The organism is Mesorhizobium sp. FG116, assembly GCF_057809835.1.
In genome coordinates this window covers 22982-43475 of record NZ_JBMDKS010000025.1, presented here as the reverse complement: position 1 = coordinate 43475, position 20494 = coordinate 22982, and the positions used below count along the sequence as shown (strand labels likewise).

At 62.8% G+C, this 20494-nt stretch carries 20 protein-coding genes; 9 read left to right on the top strand and 11 right to left on the bottom strand.

Annotated elements, in window-relative coordinates; translation table 11 throughout:
- Nucleotides 1-14: 14 nt before the first annotated feature.
- Both ACODTY_RS18260 and ACODTY_RS18255 read left to right on the top strand, forming a co-directional pair.
- The gene (locus ACODTY_RS18260; RefSeq protein WP_488995630.1) at nucleotides 15-236 is read left to right on the top strand and encodes a DUF6074 family protein; all 222 of its coding nucleotides are present in this window, start codon (nucleotides 15-17) and stop codon (nucleotides 234-236) included.
- Nucleotides 237-322: 86 nt separating this feature from the next.
- Nucleotides 323-778, top strand: coding sequence for an SRPBCC family protein (locus tag ACODTY_RS18255; protein ID WP_488995629.1), 456 nt, complete (start codon nucleotides 323-325; stop codon nucleotides 776-778).
- Here the strand turns inward: ACODTY_RS18255 and ACODTY_RS18250 are convergent, their stop codons facing one another.
- The 3 genes from ACODTY_RS18250 to ACODTY_RS18240 all read right to left on the bottom strand — a co-directional run bounded on the left by ACODTY_RS18250 (nucleotide 779) and on the right by ACODTY_RS18240 (nucleotide 3839).
- A complete protein-coding gene (locus ACODTY_RS18250; RefSeq protein ID WP_488995628.1) occupies nucleotides 779-1966 on the bottom strand; it encodes an Mrp/NBP35 family ATP-binding protein in 1188 nt (395 codons plus the stop codon). It abuts the gene before it with no gap.
- Nucleotides 1967-2039: 73 nt separating this feature from the next.
- The gene (locus tag ACODTY_RS18245) at nucleotides 2040-3044 is read right to left on the bottom strand and encodes an inorganic phosphate transporter (RefSeq protein WP_488995627.1); all 1005 of its coding nucleotides are present in this window, start codon (nucleotides 3042-3044) and stop codon (nucleotides 2040-2042) included.
- A gap of 153 nt (nucleotides 3045-3197) precedes the next feature.
- Complete coding sequence (locus ACODTY_RS18240; RefSeq protein WP_488995626.1) at nucleotides 3198-3839, bottom strand: DUF47 domain-containing protein; 642 nt, start codon at nucleotides 3837-3839, stop codon at nucleotides 3198-3200.
- Between the two features lie 308 nt (nucleotides 3840-4147).
- On the opposite strand from ACODTY_RS18240, the gene ACODTY_RS18235 reads away from it, so the two are divergent.
- Entirely contained in the window at nucleotides 4148-4510 is a 363-nt protein-coding gene (locus tag ACODTY_RS18235; protein ID WP_488995625.1) for a nuclear transport factor 2 family protein, read from the top strand.
- 12 nt (nucleotides 4511-4522) lie between these two features.
- Nucleotides 4523-4837, top strand: a complete 315-nt coding sequence (locus ACODTY_RS18230; protein WP_488995624.1) for a hypothetical protein — start codon at nucleotides 4523-4525, stop codon at nucleotides 4835-4837.
- A gap of 64 nt (nucleotides 4838-4901) precedes the next feature.
- Here ACODTY_RS18230 and ACODTY_RS18225 read toward each other — a convergent pair whose 3' ends face one another.
- From ACODTY_RS18225 to ACODTY_RS18190, 8 genes are all read right to left on the bottom strand, one after another.
- On the bottom strand, nucleotides 4902-5387 hold the full coding sequence (locus ACODTY_RS18225; RefSeq protein WP_488995623.1) for an ester cyclase: 486 nt from the start codon (nucleotides 5385-5387) through the stop codon (nucleotides 4902-4904).
- A gap of 64 nt (nucleotides 5388-5451) precedes the next feature.
- Complete coding sequence (locus tag ACODTY_RS18220; protein ID WP_488995622.1) at nucleotides 5452-6879, bottom strand: gamma-aminobutyraldehyde dehydrogenase; 1428 nt, start codon at nucleotides 6877-6879, stop codon at nucleotides 5452-5454.
- Nucleotides 6880-6897: 18 nt separating this feature from the next.
- On the bottom strand, nucleotides 6898-7713 hold the full coding sequence (locus tag ACODTY_RS18215; RefSeq protein ID WP_056243272.1) for an ABC transporter permease: 816 nt from the start codon (nucleotides 7711-7713) through the stop codon (nucleotides 6898-6900).
- Entirely contained in the window at nucleotides 7703-8662 is a 960-nt protein-coding gene (locus ACODTY_RS18210) for an ABC transporter permease (protein ID WP_488995660.1), read from the bottom strand. Before ACODTY_RS18210 ends, ACODTY_RS18215 begins: the two co-directional genes overlap by 11 nt.
- A gap of 2 nt (nucleotides 8663-8664) precedes the next feature.
- Nucleotides 8665-9663: an ABC transporter ATP-binding protein gene (locus tag ACODTY_RS18205; RefSeq protein WP_488995621.1), complete on the bottom strand. Its 999-nt coding sequence runs from the start codon at nucleotides 9661-9663 to the stop codon at nucleotides 8665-8667.
- A gap of 145 nt (nucleotides 9664-9808) precedes the next feature.
- The gene (locus ACODTY_RS18200) at nucleotides 9809-10969 is read right to left on the bottom strand and encodes an ABC transporter substrate-binding protein (RefSeq protein WP_056243279.1); all 1161 of its coding nucleotides are present in this window, start codon (nucleotides 10967-10969) and stop codon (nucleotides 9809-9811) included.
- Between the two features lie 129 nt (nucleotides 10970-11098).
- Complete coding sequence (locus ACODTY_RS18195; RefSeq protein ID WP_056243282.1) at nucleotides 11099-12010, bottom strand: LysR family transcriptional regulator; 912 nt, start codon at nucleotides 12008-12010, stop codon at nucleotides 11099-11101.
- Between the two features lie 45 nt (nucleotides 12011-12055).
- Entirely contained in the window at nucleotides 12056-12592 is a 537-nt protein-coding gene (locus tag ACODTY_RS18190; protein ID WP_488995620.1) for a TetR/AcrR family transcriptional regulator, read from the bottom strand.
- Between the two features lie 123 nt (nucleotides 12593-12715).
- Here ACODTY_RS18190 and ACODTY_RS18185 point away from each other — a divergent pair, with 123 nt between their 5' ends.
- The 5 genes from ACODTY_RS18185 (at nucleotide 12716) to ACODTY_RS18165 (ending at nucleotide 20454) form a co-directional block, all read left to right on the top strand.
- Nucleotides 12716-13930: an efflux RND transporter periplasmic adaptor subunit gene (locus ACODTY_RS18185; protein ID WP_488995619.1), complete on the top strand. Its 1215-nt coding sequence runs from the start codon at nucleotides 12716-12718 to the stop codon at nucleotides 13928-13930.
- Nucleotides 13927-17010: an efflux RND transporter permease subunit gene (locus tag ACODTY_RS18180; protein WP_488995618.1), complete on the top strand. Its 3084-nt coding sequence runs from the start codon at nucleotides 13927-13929 to the stop codon at nucleotides 17008-17010. Before ACODTY_RS18185 ends, ACODTY_RS18180 begins: the two co-directional genes overlap by 4 nt.
- A 212-nt stretch (nucleotides 17011-17222) precedes the next feature.
- A complete protein-coding gene (gene ilvD, locus ACODTY_RS18175) occupies nucleotides 17223-19058 on the top strand; it encodes a dihydroxy-acid dehydratase (protein WP_488995617.1) in 1836 nt (611 codons plus the stop codon).
- 99 nt (nucleotides 19059-19157) lie between these two features.
- Nucleotides 19158-19418: a hypothetical protein gene (locus ACODTY_RS18170; RefSeq protein WP_488995616.1), complete on the top strand. Its 261-nt coding sequence runs from the start codon at nucleotides 19158-19160 to the stop codon at nucleotides 19416-19418.
- Nucleotides 19419-19548: 130 nt separating this feature from the next.
- Entirely contained in the window at nucleotides 19549-20454 is a 906-nt protein-coding gene (locus tag ACODTY_RS18165; protein ID WP_488995615.1) for a DMT family transporter, read from the top strand.
- The last annotated feature ends 40 nt before the right edge of the window (nucleotides 20455-20494 follow it).

Below are 20494 nucleotides of genomic sequence, written 5' to 3'. Positions count from 1 at the left end.
CTGACTGTGCGTTCATGAGCAATGTGATTCTTTTTCCCCTGCATTCCCGTTCCAATCTCGTCCAGTCCATCGCAGACAGCCTGCGTACGGTTCATGGACCTGCAGCCAATTCGTTCTGGCGTGAACGCATCGCCGGCATCGTCGCCGATCTGAGGTCGAGCGGCTTGCCGGATGCGGCGATCCGGGAGCAAATCCTCGGGCTTCAGGACGCCGTGCAGGTTCAACTGGCCGTATAGCTCGGCGCGTCACCTTTTCTTTCCGGCAATAGACACCGCAATCATCGCGCGTTACCGTTCCGGTCTGGTTGCATCGGGAGGCACGCATGGCGCTGGTGATCGAAGGCGAAGAACGTATTTCCGCTCCGTTGGAAAAGGTCTGGGCGGCGCTGAACGATCCGGCGGTGCTGAAGGAAAGCATTCCCGGCTGTCAGTCGCTTGAAAAGAAGTCGGATACCGACCTTGCCGCCACCGTCGTCTTGAAGATCGGGCCGATCAAGGCAACCTTCAACGGCGAAGTGACCTTGAAGAACCTGAACCCGCCGCACTCCTACACCATCCAGGGCGAGGGCAAGGGCGGCATCGCCGGCTTCGCCAAGGGTGGCGCGGACGTCAAGCTGACCGCCGACGGGCCGGACACCACGATCCTCAACTATGAAGCAAAGGCCGATGTCGGCGGCAAGATCGCCCAGTTGGGCAGCCGCCTCATCACCTCGACTTCGAAAAAACTGGCCGGCGAATTCTTCTCGACCTTCAATGAGAAGGTGAGCAACGGCGCCTGATCATTCGAAGACGATTGCCGGCGCCGCTTCGGCCGCGCCCTTTTCTTCCTGCAGCCGCTCCCAGGCCTTGGCGGCGATGGCGCGGTAGATTTTTGCTTCCGGCCCGTCCGGCTTGACGGCAACGACGGGACGGCCGCTGTCCGAGCTTTCGCGGATGCCCATTTCCAGCGGCACTTCGCCGAGGAAGGTCACGCCGAGGCGCTCGGCTTCGCGCTTGGCGCCGCCATGGCCGAAGATGTCGTAGCGCTTGCCGGTGTCCGGCGCGATGAAATAGCTCATGTTCTCGACAATGCCGAGCAACGGCACGTCGACTTTCTTGAACATGTTGAGGCCCTTGCGGGCGTCGATGAGCGCAAGGTCTTGCGGCGTCGAAACGATGATCGCGCCTGCCAGCGGCACCTGCTGGGCCATGGTGAGTTGTGCGTCGCCGGTGCCGGGCGGCATGTCGACCACCAGCACGTCGAGCGGCCCCCATTCGACCTCGCGCAGCATCTGCGTCAGCGCCGAGATCACCATCGGCCCGCGCCAGATCATCGGCGTTTCCTCATCGACGAGGAAGCCCATCGACATCGCCTTCAGGCTGTAGTTCTCCATCGGCTTCAAGATCTTGCCGTCGGCGCTCTGTGGCTTGCCGTGGATGCCGAGAAGGCGCGGCACGGAGGGTCCGTAGATATCGGCATCGAGGATGCCGACCCTCAAGCCGTTGGCGGCAAGGCCAAGGGCGATGTTGGCGGCGGTGGTCGACTTGCCGACGCCGCCCTTGCCGGAGGCCACGGCGATGATCGCCTCGATGCCGGGCACGCCGCGCTTGCCGGATGCGCGCGAGGCGGGTGCCGGGTGCGGCGCATGCGGCGCTGCGGCGGCGGGTTGCTGCACGGGGCGAGGCGGTGCCGGGCGCGGAGGCACCGATGCCTCCATGCCGCCGCCCTTTTTCTCGGCGGTCAGCGTCACCACTGCTCCGGTCACGCCCGGGATTGCCTTGACGACGCGGTCCGCCGCTGCCCTGAGCGGTTCCATCTCCTGCGCCCGCGCTGCCGGCACGGTTATCGAGAAGAACACTTTGCCGTCGGCGATGAATATGTCGGAGAGCATGCCGAGATCGACGATGTTGCCGGAGAAATCTGGTCCACTGACCGTCTTCAGGCGTTCGATGACGGTTTCTTTTGTGACGTTTTCGCCGGCGGGCATGGCTCGTTCCTCAAATGGCTTGGCTGCGGCTGAGATAGTGCAAATCCGCCGCCGTTCCAAGCTTTGCAGGAGGTTAGCTGACCAGTTCCGTCAAGTAAAATGTCGCAGCGGCGATGGCCGCCGTGGCGGGAAGCGTGATCACCCATGCCCAAACGATGCTGCTGGCCACGCCCCAGCGCACGGCGGAAACGCGGCGCGCGGCTCCCACGCCGATGATCGCACCGGTGATGGTGTGGGTGGTGGAGACGGGAATGCCGAGCCAGGTGGCGGCAAAGAGCGTGATCGCCCCGCCGGTTTCGGCGCAGAAACCCTGCATCGGGTTCAGCCTGGTGATCTTGGACCCCATCGTGTGCACGATGCGCCAGCCGCCGAACAGCGTGCCCAGCGCCAGCGCCGACTGGCAGGTCAAGACCACCCACAGCGGCACGTAGAACGTGTCGCCCAGCATGCCTTGCGAATAGAGCAGCACAGCGATGATACCCATCGTCTTTTGCGCGTCGTTGCCGCCATGGCCGAGCGAATAGAGCGAGGCGGAAATGAACTGCAGGAAGCGGAAGCTGTTGTCGACGGCAAAGGGCGTCTGCCGCACGAACAGCCAGGAGACGACGAGAACGAGAAAAAGCGCCAAGAGGAAGCCTACGGTCGGCGAAAGCACGATGGCGAAGGTGGTCTTGAGCAGACCGGACCACACGATGGCGCCGCCGCCGGCCTTGGCAACGCCTGCCCCGACAAGCCCGCCGATCAGCGCATGCGAACTGCTCGACGGGATGCCCGCCAGCCAGGTGACGATGTTCCAGACGATTGCGCCTGTAAGCGCGGCAAAAATCACCGCAGGCGTCACTGTATCGGCGTCGATAATGCCTTTGCCGAGCGTTTCCGCGACATGCAGGCCGAAGAACAGGAAGGCGATGAAATTGAAGAAGGCTGCCCAGAGCACCGCATATTGCGGCCGCAGTACCCGCGTCGAGACGATGGTGGCAATGGAATTGGCGGCGTCATGCAGCCCGTTCAGGAAGTCGAAGAACAGCGCGACCGCAATGAGGCTGAACAGCAGGGGAAAGGCGAGCGTTGCATCCATCAGATTAAAAAGGGTGTGTGGGTGTTCAGATCAGGGTGAGCCGAAAACGGTGGCGTTCGAGAACCGAAGCGCAGTGTATGTGCAGATACATGAGCATCGGAAGCGCAGAACGCCGCCGTTTGCAGGCCACCATGATCTGAACAGACGCGCACCCTAGACGTTTTCCACGACGATGCCGCTTATTTCGTTGGCGACGTCCTCGAAGCGGTCGACCACCTTCTCAAGCTGGCTATAGATTTCCTTGCCGACGATGAACGCCATGGCGTCGCCGCCGGAATGGCGATGGAAAAGATCCTTCAGCCCCTGCTCGTGCACGTCGTCGGAGTGATCCTCCAGCTTCTTGATTTCACGGGCGATGGCGGTCAGGCGCGGCACGTTCTGCCCCACCTTGCCAAGCAGCGGGATCGCCTCCGCGACAAGCCTTGCGGCGGCGGTGATCATCGTGCCCATCTCCTGCATCAACGGGTCGAATTCGGTCCTCTCGAACAGGCGCACGGTCTTGACCGTCTTGTGCATCATGTCGATGGCGTCATCCATCGACTGGATCAGGTCCTGGATGTCGCTGCGGTCGAAAGGCGTGATGAAGGAGCGGCGAACTGCAAGCAGCACTTCGGCGGTGATGGCATCCGCTTCGTTTTCCAGGCGAACGATTTCGCTCGCCCATCGCTCGACATCCTGGCCGGCAAGCAGTTTTTCCAGCGCTTCCGCTCCGCCGACGACGGTTCGGGAATGGCGCTCGAACAAGTCGAAGAACTTGTCCTCGCGCGGAAGCAGCTTCCTGAACCAGCCAAGCATGTTCGACCTTTCGTCACTTGCGAACTGCTCTCCCATAGCGCCGCATTGACCATGGGGAAACAGATAGCCGGCTGAAATATGTGGATGCGCACCGTATTCTTGCGGTCTCCGCAGCCTCGTTTTCCCCAGCCGCCACGCCGCGGGCTCGCTGGAAAGACATTTGCCTCCGCTAAAATACAAGCCTGCCTTCGCCATGGCTTTCTGCTATGATCGGCGCGGGTGGGTTGCGGCTGCAACTCAACCTAAAGGCGAATTATCGAAGCTTTCAACCGCAAGGCCCCCGACACGGGCGGCAACAGGAGGAAATCATGCTTCAGACCAAGGACGCCGTGAACAGCACATCCATCAAGAAGGCCATCGAAGGACGCGACGGAGCCATGCTCTCCGGCTTCTATGCCGACGATGCCGTGGTGCGGGTGATCGACCGCAACAATCCGCCGAGCAAGCCGCGCGAGATACGCGGCAAGGCCTCCATCACCACGTTCTGGGACGACATTTGCGGTCGTGCCATGAGCCACAAGATCGAGTCATCCGTAACCGAGGGCGATCGGCTCGCCTTCACCGAGAACTGCGCCTATCCCGATGGCACCAAGGTCTATTGCGCCACCGTGGTCGAACTGAAGAACGGTCGCATTGCGCGTCAGACCGTCGTGCAGGCCTGGGACGAGTAGAGGGGGCAAATCATGTTCAGCGCGAGATGGCAGATCGACGCCAAGTTCGGTCACAAGCAGACGGTGCTCGAACTGATGCGCAAATGGGAGCGCGATATCGGCTCGAAGGTCGGCGTCGAGGATTTGAACTTCAGGATCATGACCGGCTCGATCGGTGCGCGCGAAGCGACGATCGAGACCCATCATGAGGTGGAAAGCCTGGCAAAGCTGGAAGAGTTCTTCGCCAAGATCGGCAAAATCGACGCTCATGCCAAATGGGGCAAGGAAATGGAGCCCTATGTCGTCTCGGGCACCAGCCTGTGGAACATTTACAGGATCGTGGAGTAGCGATCCGCACAAATTCGCCGCCGGTGCTGGAACGCGCCGGCGGCGTTTTTCGGAACCAACGCGCCTACATCAACCCAAGCTGCTTGTAGAAGCCGAGCGCATCGTAATAGTCGCTCTGAGCGGCGATCTTGCCGTCCTTGACCGTGAACATGGATGCGCCGGCAAACGAGAACGTCTTGCCGGTCGCCTTGGTGCCGTCGCCCCAGTCGCCTGAATTGGTGCCGGAAAACTCCCATTCGAACGAAACATGGTCGCCCTGTACGACCGGCGCGCCCTTCATTTTCCACACGGCATCGGGAGCCGCGTTGAGGAAATTGTCGATGACGTTGGTCTTGGCCTCCTCCTTGCCCTTTACAGGCGTGCCGACCGAGGCATCGTAATAGGTGACGTCGTCGGCAAAATAACTCGCTGCCTTTGCCGAATCGTGGGCGTTCCAGGCGGCGAGATAGGCATCGACGACTGCTTGCGAGCCGTCTTGCGCGAAGGACGGTGCGACAATGAAAACGGCTGCCGCTACGGATGCGGATGTCAGGAACTGGCGGCGGTGCATGGTCTTTCTCCTCCCATGTTGAACGGCCAATCGTTGCCTCTCCCGCAGCGGGAGAGGTCGGGCTCTATCCGTGCGCGACCATGACGTGGCGCACGGCCGTGTAATCCTCCAGCGCATAGAGCGACATATCCTTGCCATAGCCGGACTGTTTCAGTCCGCCATGCGGCATCTCGGTGGTGAGCATGAAGTGCGTGTTGATCCAGGTGCAGCCATATTGCAGCCGCGCCGCCGTCGCCATGGCGCGCGAGACATCCTTGGTCCACACCGACGAGGCGAGGCCGTAGTCGCTGTCGTTGGCCCAGGCCACCGCTTCGTCCGTGTCGGAGAACCGCGTCACCGAGACCACCGGCCCGAACACTTCGCGCCGCACGATCTCGTCTTCCTGCAAGGCGCCGGCGACGACAGTCGGCTGGTAATAGAAGCCCGAACCAGCGCCCGGCTTGCCGCCGGTGGTGATCTCGATGTGCTTCAGTTCAGACGCCCGCTCGACGAAGCTCGACACGCGGTCGCGCTGGCGCTTGGAAATCAGCGGCCCGATCTCGTTTTCGGTGTCGTCGGCCTGGTCGTACTTGATGGTCGAGACGGCGGATGACAGGTCGGCGACAAGCTTGTCGTAGATCTTCTTGCCGGCATAGATGCGGCAGGCTGCGGTGCAGTCCTGGCCGGCATTGTAGTAGCCGAAGGCGCGCAGGCCGTTGACCACTGCGTCGAGATCGGCGTCGTCGAACACCACGACCGGCGCCTTGCCGCCGAGCTCGAGATGCGTGCGCTTGACCGACTTGGCGGCGGCCTGCAGCACCTTCTTGCCGGTGGCGACGTCGCCGGTGATCGAGATCATGTTGATCTTGGGGTGGTTGATCAGCGGGCTGCCGACGCTCTCGCCGCGGCCGAGCACGACGTTGACGACGCCTTCCGGCAACACTTCGGCCAGGATGCGCGCCAGTTTAAGCGCGGTCAGCGGCGTCTGCTCGGACGGCTTGAAGACGACCGTGTTGCCGCCGGCAATGGCCGGAGCAAGTTTCCATGCCATCATCATCAGCGGATAGTTCCACGGCGCGATGGACGCGACGATGCCGATGGGATCGCGCCGGATCATCGAGGTGTGGCCGGGCAGGTATTCGCCGGCAACCTGTCCGGGCATGGTCCGCACTGCGCCGGCAAAGAAACGGTAGCAATCGACGATTGCCGGGATTTCATCGTTCAGCACGGCATTGATCGGCTTGCCGCAGTTCAGCGCCTCCAGCTTGGCGAACGCCTCGGCGTCGGCCTCGATGCGGTCGGCGATCTTGAGCAGGTAGCCGGCGCGCTGGGCAGGCGTCGTGCGCGACCATGCGCCGAACGCCTTCTCGGCCCCCGCGACCGCAGCCTCGATCTGCGCCGCACTTGCCTCGGGCAGGTTGAGGATCGTCTCGCCCGTTCGCGGATTAAGGATGGGTTCCTCGGTTTCGGTGCCTTTCTGGAATTTCGAGCCGATCAGCATCTCGGTGTGCATGGAACTCTCCTTCAGGGATTATTTGCCCGAGCCGGCGATCTGGTCGCCGTCGCGGGTGAGGTAATAGGCAAGCAGGATGGGCAACAGCGTCACCAGCACCACCACCATCGCCACCACATTGGTGACCGGGCGCTGGCGCGGGCGGATCAGTTCCTCCAGCATCCAGATCGGCAGCGTCTGCTGCTGGCCGGCGGTGAAGGTGGTGACGATGACTTCGTCGAACGACAGCGCAAAGGCCAGCATGCCGCCGGCAAGCAGCGCGGTCGCGATGTTGGGCAGGACGACATAGCGGAAGGTCTGGAAACCGTCCGCGCCAAGGTCCATCGACGCCTCGATCATCGAGCCGGAGGTGCGCCGGAAGCGGGCAACGGCGTTGTTGTAGACGACGACGACGCAGAAGGTGGCGTGGCCGAGGATGATCGTCCAGAACGAGAACGGGATGTCAGTGAGCGCAAACGCCGAGCGCAGCGCAATGCCGGTGATGATGCCCGGCAGCGCGATCGGCAGGATGACGAGCAGCGACACCGTCTCGCGGCCGAAGAATTTCGAGCGCGAAACCGCAGCTGCGCAAAGCGTGCCGAGCACAACGGCAATCGCGGTCGAGATGGCTGCGACGCGGACCGAAAGCGACAGCGCTTCCCACACGTCCGGCCGGTTCCAGGTCACCGCAAACCATTGCGTGGTCAGGCCGGGCGGCGGCCACTGATAGCTCTTCTCCTCGGTGGTGAAGGCGTAGACGAAGATCAGCAGGATCGGCGCATGCAGGAAGATGAGGCCGAGTCCGGCGGCGATCTTCAGGCCAAGCGGTGTCTTCTGGTTGCGGTCAGAGCGCATCGAAGGCCCCCATGCGCTTGGCCATCCACAGATAGAGCCCCATGATGACGATCGGCACCACGGCAAAGGCGGCGGCCAGCGGAATGTTGCCCGCCGTGCCTTGCTGCGAATAGACGGCCTGCCCGATGAACAGGCGCGACGTGCCGATGATCTGCGGAATGATGTAGTCGCCAAGCGTCAGCGAGAAGGTGAAGATCGAGCCCGCGACGATGCCCGGCAGCGCCAGCGGCAACAACACGTTCCAGAATGTCTGCCGTGGCGAGGCGCCAAGGTCCGATGAGGCCTCGATGAGGTTGCCCGGCACGCGCTCGAGCGCTGCCTGCATCGGCAGGATCATGAACGGCAGCCAGACATAGACGAAGACGATGAAGGTGCCGGTGAAGGAAACGGACAGAGAGTTGCCGCCGACGATGGGCAGCGACAGCCAGCCGTCGAGCAGCCACAAAAGGTTCAGCTTGGCCAGCAGCCAGGTGAGGATGCCTTCCTTGGCGAGGATCAGCTTCCACGCATAGACCTTGACCAGGTAGCTCGACCACAAGGGCAGCATCACGGCGAGGTAGAACAGCGCCTTCCAGCGCCCTTGCGCATAGCGCGCGGCGTAATAGGCGATGGGAAAGGCGACGACGATGGAGGCGAGCGTCACCGCCGCCGCCATGGTGACGGTGCGCAGGATGATGTCGAGGTTGGCGGCCTGCAAGAGGTCGCCATAGGTCTTGAGCGTGAACTCACGGTTGATCAGGCCGGAATATTCGTCGATCGAGAAGAAGCTTTGCAACAGCAGCGCAAACAGCGAACCGATATAGACGACGCCGAGCCATAGCACCGGCGGCAGCAGCATGAGGAAAAGCAGGAGCTTCGGCTTGCGCCAGAAGGCATCGGACAGAACGCCGCGAATGCCGCTTGCCGCCGGCAATATGGCCGGCGCGGTGCGGTATTGATTGGCGGCCATGCTCATGCCGGCTCATCCATCAAATGGAGTTGGTCGCGGTTGAAGGTAAGCACCAGCGCTTCGCCTTCTTCCGGCAGCTTGGTCCCGGCGGGCACCACGGCGTGCAGCCGCAAGCCGTCGGCGTCGAGCGCCAGCCGCGTCGTCGCGCCGAGATAATTGGCCGAAACGAGCCGCGCCGAAACACCGTCGCCGCGCGTGGCTTTGCCGACCCTGATCGCCTCGGGCCGCAGGCTGCCCCAGCGGCGCTGGCCGGAGTAGCGTTGCACGAAATCCGGTGGCAGCACGTTGGAAGATCCGACGAAATCGGCGACGAAGCGCGTGGCAGGCCGCTCGTAGATGTCCTGCGGCGTGCCCACCTGCATGATCTTGCCGTCATTGAACACCGCGACCCGGTCCGCCATCGACAGGGCCTCGCCCTGGTCGTGGGTCACGAAGATGAAGGTGATGCCGAGCGCCTTTTGCAGCGACTTCAGTTCTTCCTGCATGTTCTCGCGCAGCTTGAGGTCGAGCGCGCCCAGCGGCTCGTCCAGCAACAAAACCTTGGGCTGATTGACCAGCGCGCGGGCCAGCGCCACGCGCTGCCTTTGGCCGCCCGATAGCTGGCCGGGACGACGCCCGCCGTAGCCGGGAAGCCGCACCAGCGCCAGCGCATCCTCGGCTGCCTTGTGGCGTTCGGCCTTGCCGACACCTTTGACCATCAGGCCATAGGCGACGTTGTCGAGGATGTTGAGATGCGGGAACAGCGCATAGTCCTGGAACACGGTGTTGACGTTGCGCCGGTAGGGCGGAACGCCTTCCGCACGCTCGCCGAAGATGGAGATCGATCCTGCCGTTGGTTGCTCGAAGCCGGCGATCAGCCTGAGGCAGGTCGTCTTGCCTGAACCGGACGGCCCCAGCATGGCGAAGAACTCGCCGGGCGCGATGTCCAGGTCTACGGCGTCCACGGCGCGCACCGTGCCGAAATGACGCGAGACTTTCTGGAAGGAAACGGCAGAGGTCATGAGTTCACTCTTTTCGAGAGTCGTCGCCGCCTCTCCTTGCGCGGCAGGGAGAGGAAAAAAGCTTCGACGTCAGCGTCGCCTCTCCCCGCGCTTTGCGGGGAGAGGGCAAGGGTGAGGGGCAAGGCGCGCTTGAGAGGATGCGCGCTCACCGCCCGCCGATGACGCCGATATAGTCCGACACCCAGCGGTAATAAGGCACGCACTGGTTGTTCTGGCTGGCGCACTGAGAAACCGGCGTCTTCCAGAACTTGATCTTGTCGAAATTCTCGAAGCCGTTGGTGGCGCAGCCTTCGTCGGTCAGAAGCTCGTTGCCCTTGCACGCCGCCGGAACCACCGGCACCGAGCCGAACCATGCGGCGAGGTCGCCCTGCACCTTCGGCTTCAGCGAATGCTCCATCCACATATACGCGCAGTTCGGGTGCTCGGCATCGACATGCAGCATGGTGGTGTCGGCCCATCCGGTCGCGCCTTCTTCCGGCACCGTCGAGGCGATCGGCTGCTTGGCGGCAACCAACGTGTTGACCTGGAACGGCCACGAACTTGAAGCGACGACGCCCTCGTTCTGGAAATCATCGACCTGGATCGCGGCGTCATGCCAGTAGCGGCCGACCAGCGTGCGCTGTGTGCGCAGAAGGTCGAGCGCTGCCTTGTACTGGTCCTCGTTCAGTTCGTAGGGGTCCTTGATGCCGAGTTCCGGCTTGTGCGCCATCAGATAGTTGGCGGCATCGGCAACATAGATCGGTCCGTCATAGGCCTGCACGCGGCCCTTGTTGGACTTGCCGTCGGAGAGCGTCTGTTCCTCGAACACGACATTCCAGCTCTTCGGCGCTTCCTTGAACACGTTGGTGTTGTACATCAACACATTCGGGCCCCACTGGTAGGGCACGCCGTAATGGGCGCCGTCGACCGTGTACCAGGGCGCATTCTGCAGCCGCTCGTCCACCGTCTTCCAGCTTGGGATCAGATCGACATTGACCGGCTGCACGCGCTTGCCGGCAACCAGGCGCAACGAGGCATCGCCGGACGCGGTGACGAGGTCGAAGCCGCCTTCGTTCATCAGCGCCACCATCTCGTCGGAGGTGGCTGCGGTCTTGACGGTGACCTTGCAGCCGCTTTCCTTTTCGAAATCGCTCACCCAGTCATAAGCCTTGTCGGTTTCGCCGCGCTCGACATAGCCGGGCCAGGCAACGATCGAGAGCGCGCCCTCGCCCTTGCCAAGCTCCTTCAGCGCCTCCTGCGCCACCGCCTGCCCGGCAAAGGTCAGCGCCATGGTGAGAGCCGTGCATGATTTCAGAAATGACTGCATCGTCGATCCTCCCGTTTCGAAAGGGGCCGTTCGTCTACGGCTTCTCCCTCTTGGAAAAGGTGTCTTGAAACCGCCGGTTTCGCAAATTCATTTATCAGAAAGGCGATATCGGTTTCTCCGATATCAAACTCACGGCCGCTGGCGCACCGTGCGCTGCGATTGGGCAATGCCGATGAAGTCGCGCGCGGCTTGCGGCAGGCTGGAGCCGCGCCGCCATACCATGCCGACCTGCACCACCGGCAGTGAGCCCGAAACGTCGCGGGATTCGATACGGTCGCCTTCCAGCGACCACGGCCGGTAGACGAGGTCGGGCAACAGCGCGACGCCCGCGCCGGTTGCGACAAGACTGCGCACCGCCTCGACCGAGCGGGTTCGGAACGCGACATGCGGCTTGGCGCCGATGGCGGCGAGCAGCTTGCCGGTGTTCTCCTCGATTTCGTCCACGGTCAGCATGATCAGCGGCTCGCCGGCAATGTCGCCCACGCTGATGATGTCGGCTGCCGCCAGCGGATGGCCGAGCGGCAGCCACAGCCGGTAAGCGGAGACTTCAAGGATTTCCGACTGCAGGGCGGTGCGGTCGCGCAGGTTGGAGGTCACCATCACGGCAACGTCCAGCTTGCCGCCGACAAGCAAATGTTCGAGATAGTCGCCATTGTCCTCGATTGCCGAGATTTCCACCGCCGGGTTGGCGCGGCGGTAGCGGGCAAGCAGGTCCGACAGCACGTATCCGGCCACCATGGAGGTGACGCCGAGTTGCAGCCGGCCGGGCGCAGCCGCCTGCTCGCCGAAAAATGCGCGGCGCGCATCCGAAACGCCGGACAGGATCTTGGTGGCGTGGCGCAGGAACTGGTGGCCCTTGTGGGTGATGTTGAGCCCGCGCGGGTGGCGCTCGAACAGTTCGACGCCGAGGTCGCTTTCCAGTTCCTTGATCGCCTCGGTCACCGAGGATTGCGAGATGGACAGGTTCTGGGCAGCGCGCGAAACCGTGCCTTGCTCGGCGACGGCAACGAAATACTGCAACTGCCTAAGAGTGAATGCCATGGCCTTGAATAAGCATGGCTTTGGCCAAACTGCAAAGGGCGCTAGCTATCCGTTGGCGATCTCAAGCAATGTATCGACGAGGAGGTGTCGTTCCCGCTCATCAAGCAGGTCGATGTCGAACAGGCTGAGGTTGCGTAGGCCTTCGATCGCCATATAGGTGACCAGCAGCTTCTTGAGGTCGGGCGTGTCGGCTTTCAGGCGCTCGAAAAGCTGGCGCTTGAATGTCTTCATCGGCGTGAGGAAATCAGGGTCCTCGGCAATAGCTGAAAAAATCCACGATGCGGCATCCTTCGTCTCGTCGCATTCCTGCGCCGAAAGACGAAGGTAGTTGGCAAGCAGGCTCTTGTCCGGTTCCGCCGCGCGGGCCGTTTCCAAAGCCTGCTGGAAGTCGTTGAGATACGTCTCGACCAGCGCCTGCATCAGCTTTGCCTTGCTGGGGAAATTGTAGAGCAGGCCGCCCTTGGAGACGCCGGCCCGGCTGGCGACCGCATCCAGCGACAGGTTGCCGGGACCGGCTTCGCGAGCGACATCGGCAGCTGCTGTCAGTATCTTTTCGCGGGAGTTTGACTTTTTTTGCTTCATGATGCCTCCATCAATAGCTTAGACCCAATTGACATTACCGTCCAGACGGTACAGTAAGTAATCAGTTTGAGGCGCCGTCGCGCCCGCTTGCCCTATTGTCATTGCCGACCGAAAGGATCACCCGTGATCAAGCGTTTCATCATCGCTTTCATCCTGCTCGTGCTTGTTTGCGGCGGCATCGTCGGATTCAACCTGTTCCGCGACAAGGCGATCAGCGACTTCTTCGCCACCATGAAGGCCCCGCCCGCGACCGTCTCGACGACGGAGGTCAAGCCGCTGGACTGGACCCCGGGCATCGAGGCGATCGGCACGGTATCGGCGGCGCGCGGCGTTGACCTGACAGTGGAAACGACCGGCATCGTCAAGGACGTCATCTTTGCTGCCAACGAGCATGTCGAGGAAGGCCAGTCGCTGGTTCGCCTCGACGACGCGGTGCAGCAGGCCGATCTCGCTGCCGCCAAGACGCAGGCCGCGCTGGACCGGCAGGCGCTCGACCGCGCGCTCGCCTTGCAGGAACGTGGCGTCGGCACCGAAGCCACGCTCGACGCTGCGCGCGCCGCTTCGTCGGCCTCCACATCGCAGGTTGCCAAGCTGCAGGCCGTGCTCGACCAGAAGCTGCTCAAGGCGCCGTTCTCCGGCACCATAGGCATTCCGCGGGTCGAGGAAGGCCAGTATGTCGCGCCGGGCAATGCGGTCGCCACCTTGCAGGACATCGACACCATGCGCGCCGACTTCACCGTGCCGGAACAGCGCTTCAGCGAGTTGAAGATCGGCCAGCCGGTCCGTTTCGGCCTCGCTTCCGGAGACCTGCCTTATGAGGGCAAGGTCGTCGGCATCGATCCCAAGATCGACCCGGTCAGCCGCCTCGTTTCGGTGCGCGCCGAAATCTCCAATCCTGACGGGCGGCTCAGCCCCGGCCAGTTCGTGCAGGTGCGTGTTGAACTGCCGGAAGAGACCAACGTTCTGGCGCTGCCGCAGACGGCACTCACCACCAGCCTCTACGGTGATTTCATCTTCGTCGTGAAGCCGGCCGAGGCAAAGCCGGAGGCCAAGCCGGCAGATGCCGCCGCTGCTCCCGCCGCGGCGGAGACTGACGCAAAGCCCGCTGCCGAAGCTGCCAAGCCGGCGGAAGAGGCCAAGCCCGGTCTTGTCCTTGCACAGGTCTTCGTCACGCCGGGCCGCCGCAATGCCGGCCTCGTCGAAATCACCAAAGGCATCGCCGCCGGTGATCAGGTCGTGACGGCAGGACAGAACCGCTTGTTCAACGGCATGTCCGTCACCGTTGACAACACCATTGATCCGACGAAGCCAGCTAACCCGCAGGCGGCCGCACAATGAGCTTTTCCGACATTTTCATCCGTCGGCCGGTCCTCTCGACCGTCCTCGCCTGCCTGATCCTGCTTTTGGGCTTTCAGGGCATCTTCAACCTGTCGATCCGCCAGTATCCGAAGGTCGACGAAACCGCCATCACTGTTACCACCGCCTATCCGGGCGCCAGCGCCGACCTGATCCAGGGCTTCATCTCGGCCCCGATCGCACGCGCCGTTTCGTCCACCGAAAACGTCGATTACGTCACCTCGCAAAGCACGCCTTCGGTGAGCATCGTGACGGTCTACATGAAGCTTGGCTCCAACCCCGACATCGCCTTGACCGAGGTGATGTCCAAGGTGCAGGGCGTTCGCGGCACGCTGCCGACCGAGGCCAAGGACCCGGTCATCGTCAAGGGCACGGGCCAGAGTTTCGCGATGATGTATCTGTCGATGCAGAATCCGAACATGACGCCCGAGCAGCTCACCGAATACATCCAGCGTGTCGTGCGTCCGCGCATGACGACGGTGGAAGGCGTTGCCGACGTCCAGATATTCGGCGCGGCCGACTATTCGATGCGCGTCTGGATCGACCCGGTCAAGATGGCGGCGCGCGGCGTGACTGCGACCGACGTGCTGACCGCGATCAACAACTCCAATTTCCTGTCGGCACCCGGCAAGGTCGAGAACGAATACGTCGCCTCGTCCATCACGGTGCGTTCGACATTGCAGACGCCGGAGGCCTTCGCCGAACTTCCGCTTCAATCCAAGGACGGCAATGTCGTAAGATTGCGCGATGTCGCGCGCGTCGAGCTCGCGGCGCAAAGCACCGATACGCGCGTCAACTTCAACGGCAAGCCCGGCACCTTCCTTGCCATCTTCCCGACGCCGGCCGCCAATCCGCTCAGCACGGCCGAAGCCATCCACAAGATCGTGCCGTCGATCCAGGAAACCTTGCCGCAAGGCATGTCGATCGTCGTCGTCTACGATTCGACCGAGCAGATCAGCGCCTCCATCGACGAGGTGTTCAAGACCATCGCCGAGGCGGTTGCCATCGTCATCGTGGTCATCCTGCTCTTCCTGGGATCGTTCCGATCGGTCATCATGCCGATCGTCACCATCCCGCTGTCGCTGATCGGTGTGTGCTTCCTTTTGTTCGCAGTCGGCTACTCAATCAACCTGTTGTCGCTGCTGGCCATGGTGCTGGCCATCGGCCTCGTCGTCGATGACGCCATCGTGGTGGTGGAAAACATTCATCGGCACATGGAGGAAGACAACATGCCGCCGATGCAGGCGGCGTTTAACGGCATGCGCGAAATCTCCTCGGCCATCGTCGCCATGACGCTGACACTCGCCGCCGTGTTCGCCCCGCTTGCCTTCACCGGCGGCCTGACCGGCGCGCTCTTCCGCGAATTCGCGATGACGCTTGCCGGCTCCGTGGTGATTTCCGGCCTCGTCGCCATCACCATCACGCCGATGATGTCGGCACGCATCCTCAAGGCCGGTTCGCACAGCCGCTTCCAGCGCATCGTCGACGGCACATTCTCGCGCGTCGAGCACATCTACGAGAAGCTGGTCTCGGGCTCGCTGAACTATCGTCCCGTGACCTTGATGATCGTCATCGCGCTTGTCGCGCTGACCGGCTTCATGTTCACCAAGACATCGAGCGAGCTTGCGCCTGAGGAAGACCAGGGCTTCCTGCTGTCGCTGGTGACCGCGCCGCGCTACGCGACGTCCGACTACACCGAAACCTACGTCAACCAGATCCTCGGACTGGTGCAGGACGTTCCGGAAACGCGCGCGCTTTTCGCCGCCACCGCCTTCGGCGGCGCGACCAACAGCGCCTTCGTCGGCTTCGCCTTCAAGGATTGGGCCGAACGCGACAGGTCGCAAAAGCAGCTTCAGGAGGACATCCAGGGCAGGCTCTCCCATGTCGCCGGCGTCGAGGCCTTCGTCTTCGCGCCTCCCACTCTGCCGGGCTCCGGCGGTGGCTTGCCGGTCTCCATGGTTGTGCGTTCCACGGGCGACGCTAGCCAGGTCTATGAGGCTGCCGAGGAAATCAAGAACAAGGCGCAGGCTTCCGGCCGCTTCATCGTGGTGCAGAACTCGATGGCCTTCGACGCTCCGCAAACCACGGTCACCATCGACCGCGACCGCGCGGCGGCGCTCAACCTGCCGATTGCCGACATAGGCCGTACCTTGACGCTCCTGGTCGGCGGCGCGGAAGTGGCGCAGTTCGACCGCGATTCCAACAGCTACGACATCATCCCGCAGGTGCCGCAGGAGTTCCGCGACAATCCCGAGAAGCTGGGCGACTATTTCGTGCGCAGCGTGACGGGCGAAATGGTGCCGCTGTCGTCGGTGGTGAAGATATCGTCCAATGCCGCGCCTGCGGCAATCGAGCAGTTCAACCAGCTGAACTCGGCCACCATTTCGGCGCTGCCGCTTCCGGGCGTCACCACGGGCGACGCGCTGAAAACGATCGAGGACATCGCCAAGCAGAGCCTGCCGGACACCTTCTTCATCGACTACTCCGGCCAGTCGCGGCAGGAAAAGGAGCAGGGCAACACCATCCTGATCGCCTTCGCGGCCGCTATTCTTGTCATCTATCTGGTGCTGGCGGCGCAGTTCGAAAGCTTCCGCGATCCGCTCATCATCATGATGTCGGTGCCGCTGTCGATCTTCGGCGCGGTCGTGCCGCTTAATCTCGGGCTCGGCACGCTGAACATCTATACGCAGGTCGGCCTGATCACACTGATCGGCCTGATAACCAAGCACGGCATCCTTCTGGTGGAGTTCGCCAACCAGCAGCGCGAACTGCACGGCATGCGCAGGCGGGATGCCATCATCGCCTCCGCCAAGGTGCGCCTGCGGCCGATCCTGATGACGACGGCGGCGATGGCGCTCGGCGTCGTGCCGCTCATCCTGTCCAGCGGCGCCGGCGCTGCGGCCCGCTACTCCATGGGTCTGGTGATCTTCACCGGCATTCTCATCGGAACCATGTTCACCCTGTTCGTGGTGCCGATGTTCTATACCTTCATCGCCAGCAAGGACCTGCCGAAGCACGCCGAAAAGCCGGACCCCAAGCTGATGCCGGCGGTGATCGACTAGCCGGCAAGACGCGCGAAACAAAAAAGGCGGTGGAGCGATCCACCGCCTTTTTGTTTGAACGGGCATCTTCTGCGGCTTTTATCCTCGCGCCGCTTGCTCTGAACTGGCGCAGTGCAAAAGCGTGGCAACAGAAAAAGATGGCGTGTATAACGCCTGCGACCTATTTTTATCGAGCGGCGCGATGGCGCCGTTGCCCAGTCAAGGACAGTTTCATGCCTGCCTATCGCTCACGTACGACCACCCATGGCCGCAACATGGCCGGCGCGCGCGGCCTCTGGCGCGCCACCGGCATGAAGGACGGCGATTTCGGCAAGCCGATCATTGCGGTGGTCAACTCGTTTACCCAGTTCGTGCCGGGCCACGTCCACCTCAAGGATCTCGGCCAGCTTGTCGCGCGCGAGATCGAGAAGGCGGGCGGCGTTGCCAAGGAATTCAACACCATCGCCGTCGATGACGGCATCGCCATGGGCCATGACGGCATGCTCTATTCGCTGCCGTCGCGCGAGATCATCGCCGACAGCGTCGAATACATGGTCAATGCGCACTGCGCCGATGCCATGGTCTGCATCTCCAATTGCGACAAGATCACGCCCGGCATGTTGATGGCTTCGCTGCGCCTCAACATCCCGACCGTGTTCGTCTCGGGCGGCCCGATGGAGGCCGGCAAGGTCGTACTCGCCGGCAAGACGCAGGCGCTCGACCTGGTCGACGCCATGGTCGCTGCTGCCGACGACGCGGTATCCGATGAGGACGTCAAGGCCATCGAGCGCTCGGCCTGCCCCACTTGCGGCTCGTGCTCGGGCATGTTCACCGCCAATTCCATGAACTGCCTGACCGAGGCGCTCGGCCTGTCGCTGCCCGGCAACGGCTCGACGCTGGCCACCCATGCCGACCGCAAGCGCCTGTTCGTGGAGGCCGGCCACCTGATCGTCGATCTCGCCCAGCGTTATTACGAGCAGGATGACGAGACCGCGCTGCCGCGCACCATCGCTTCCAAGGCCGCGTTCGAAAATGCCATGACGCTCGACATCGCCATGGGCGGTTCGACCAACACCGTGCTGCACATCCTCGCCGCCGCGCACGAAGGCGAGGTCGACTTCACGCTTGCCGACATCGACCGGCTTTCACGCAAGGTGCCGTGCCTGTCCAAGGTCGCCCCGGCCAAGAGCGACGTCCATATGGAAGACGTCCATCGGGCCGGCGGCATCATGCGCATCCTCGGCGAACTCGACCGCGGCGGGCTGATCCATCGCGATAGCCCCACCGTTCACGCCACGACCATCGGCGACGCCATCGACCGCTGGGACATCACCCGCACCAACAGCGAATCCGTGCGCGAATTTTTCCGTGCGGCACCTGGCGGCATACCCACCCAGACGGCGTTCAGCCAGGATGCGCGCTGGAAGGACCTCGACACCGATGGCGAAAACGGCGTTATCCGTTCCGTCGAGCATCCCTTCTCCAAGGATGGCGGACTGGCCGTTCTGAAGGGCAATATCGCGGTCGACGGCTGCATCGTGAAGACCGCCGGCGTCGATGAATCGATCCTGAAATTCACTGGCCCGGCCCGCGTCTTCGAAAGCCAGGATTCCAGCGTGCTTGCCATCCTCAACGGCAAGATCAAGCCGGGCGACGTTGTCGTGATCCGCTATGAAGGCCCGCGCGGCGGCCCCGGCATGCAGGAAATGCTCTATCCGACCAGCTATCTGAAGTCGAAGGGCCTCGGCAAGGAATGCGCGCTTCTGACAGACGGGCGTTTTTCCGGCGGCACCTCGGGCCTCTCCATCGGCCACGTTTCGCCGGAAGCGGAAGAAGGCGGCTTGATCGGGCTGGTGCGCGAGGGCGACATCATCGAGATCGACATTCCGAATCGCACCATCAATCTCGCCGTTGACGATGCCGAGCTTGCCCGCCGCCGCGTCGAGCAGGACAAGGCCGGCTGGAAGCCCGTAGAGCAGCGCAAGCGCAAGGTCACCAAGGCGCTGCGCGCATACGCGGCCTTCGCGACCAGCGCCGACAAGGGCGCGGTGCGCCACGTGCCGGAGTAGAGTTCTGGCGGTACTTGAGATCGTGGCAGACGCGTTAAGTCTTGCCACGATTTTGCTCTATCGTTTCGAACCAGACCCACCGCCGTTGGAGCCTCGACAATGCGCGCGCTCACATCTTTTGCCCTCGTCGCCCTCGGCATATTGCTTTCAGGCTGCATGAGCGCCCAGGATTTGCGCGCTGCCGACGAGGCCAAGTGCCGGGCCTACGGCTTCAAGCACAACAATGACGCTTTCGCCGAATGCCTGCAGCGCATCGAACTCGACCGGCGCGCTGAAAGCCGTGAAATGCGTCGCATCGATCCCTTCCTGCAGCCGCGCGTCATCTATCGCCCGGTCATCGTGCGCCCGCCAGCACCGTAAGTCTCTTCGCGGTTTCCTGAACCAATCGAATTCCCTCGCCAACGTGGCGACATGCGGCTAAAGCGCGTCATCGCCACTGGCGGCCGGGCAACCTGCTCGCCAATCCAAGCGGCCCGAAGAGACACCGCCTATGCCCAAGTTCCCGATCCGCAACATGCTCGTTGCCGGCATCCTGTTGATGCTGGCGGGCGACTTCATGTTCGCGCTCAACGATGCGATGGGCAAATGGCTGGTCGCCAGTTTTTCGGTCGGCCAGGTGGTCTTCGTCCGCTCGATCGGTTCCTTCTTCATCCTCGGCCCGATGATCGTCCATCAGGGTGCCGCCAAGCTGTTCCACATGGATCGGCTCGGCCTGCAGATCCTGCGCGTTGTTGCCACCACGCTGGACACCGTTCTGTTCTACGCCGCCGTCGTCTACCTGCCGCTGGCCGACGTGATGAGCTTCTACATGGCAGGCCCGATCTACGTCGCCGCGCTCTCGCACTTCCTGCTCGGCGAAAAGGTCGGCTGGCGGCGCTGGCTGGCGATCCTCGTCGGCTTCTGCGGTGTTCTCATCATGCTGAAGCCGTCATCCGCCGCATTCTCGCTATCCTCGCTGTTCGCGCTGGTGGGCAGCATGTCCTTTGCCGTCGGCATCGTCCTCAACCGCAGCCTGCGCGGCACCAGTGACACCACGCTTGTCACCTGGCAGACGGTTGCCGCCGGCCTGGTCGGTGCCGTCATCGCCATCGGTCACTGGCAGCCGGCCACCTCGATGGATTATGGCGCCATGCTTCTGCTCGGCATCGTCTCTGGCGCGGCCCATCTCATGATCACCCGCGCGCTGAAACTGGCACCCGCCTCGACGCTAGCGCCGCTGCACTACACGCTGCTTTTGTGGGCGGTGGTGTTCGGTGCTCTGTTCTTCAGCGACTTTCCCGGCCCGCGCATCCTTGTCGGAGCGGGCATCGTCGTCCTTGCCGGCCTGTTCATCTTCCATCGCCAGAAGGTGAAGGACACCGTGCCGCCGGAAAATGTGCCGAAGGGCGTCAACTGACGGGATTTTGCTTTCCGTAGATCGGCGTTCGGGCCTATCA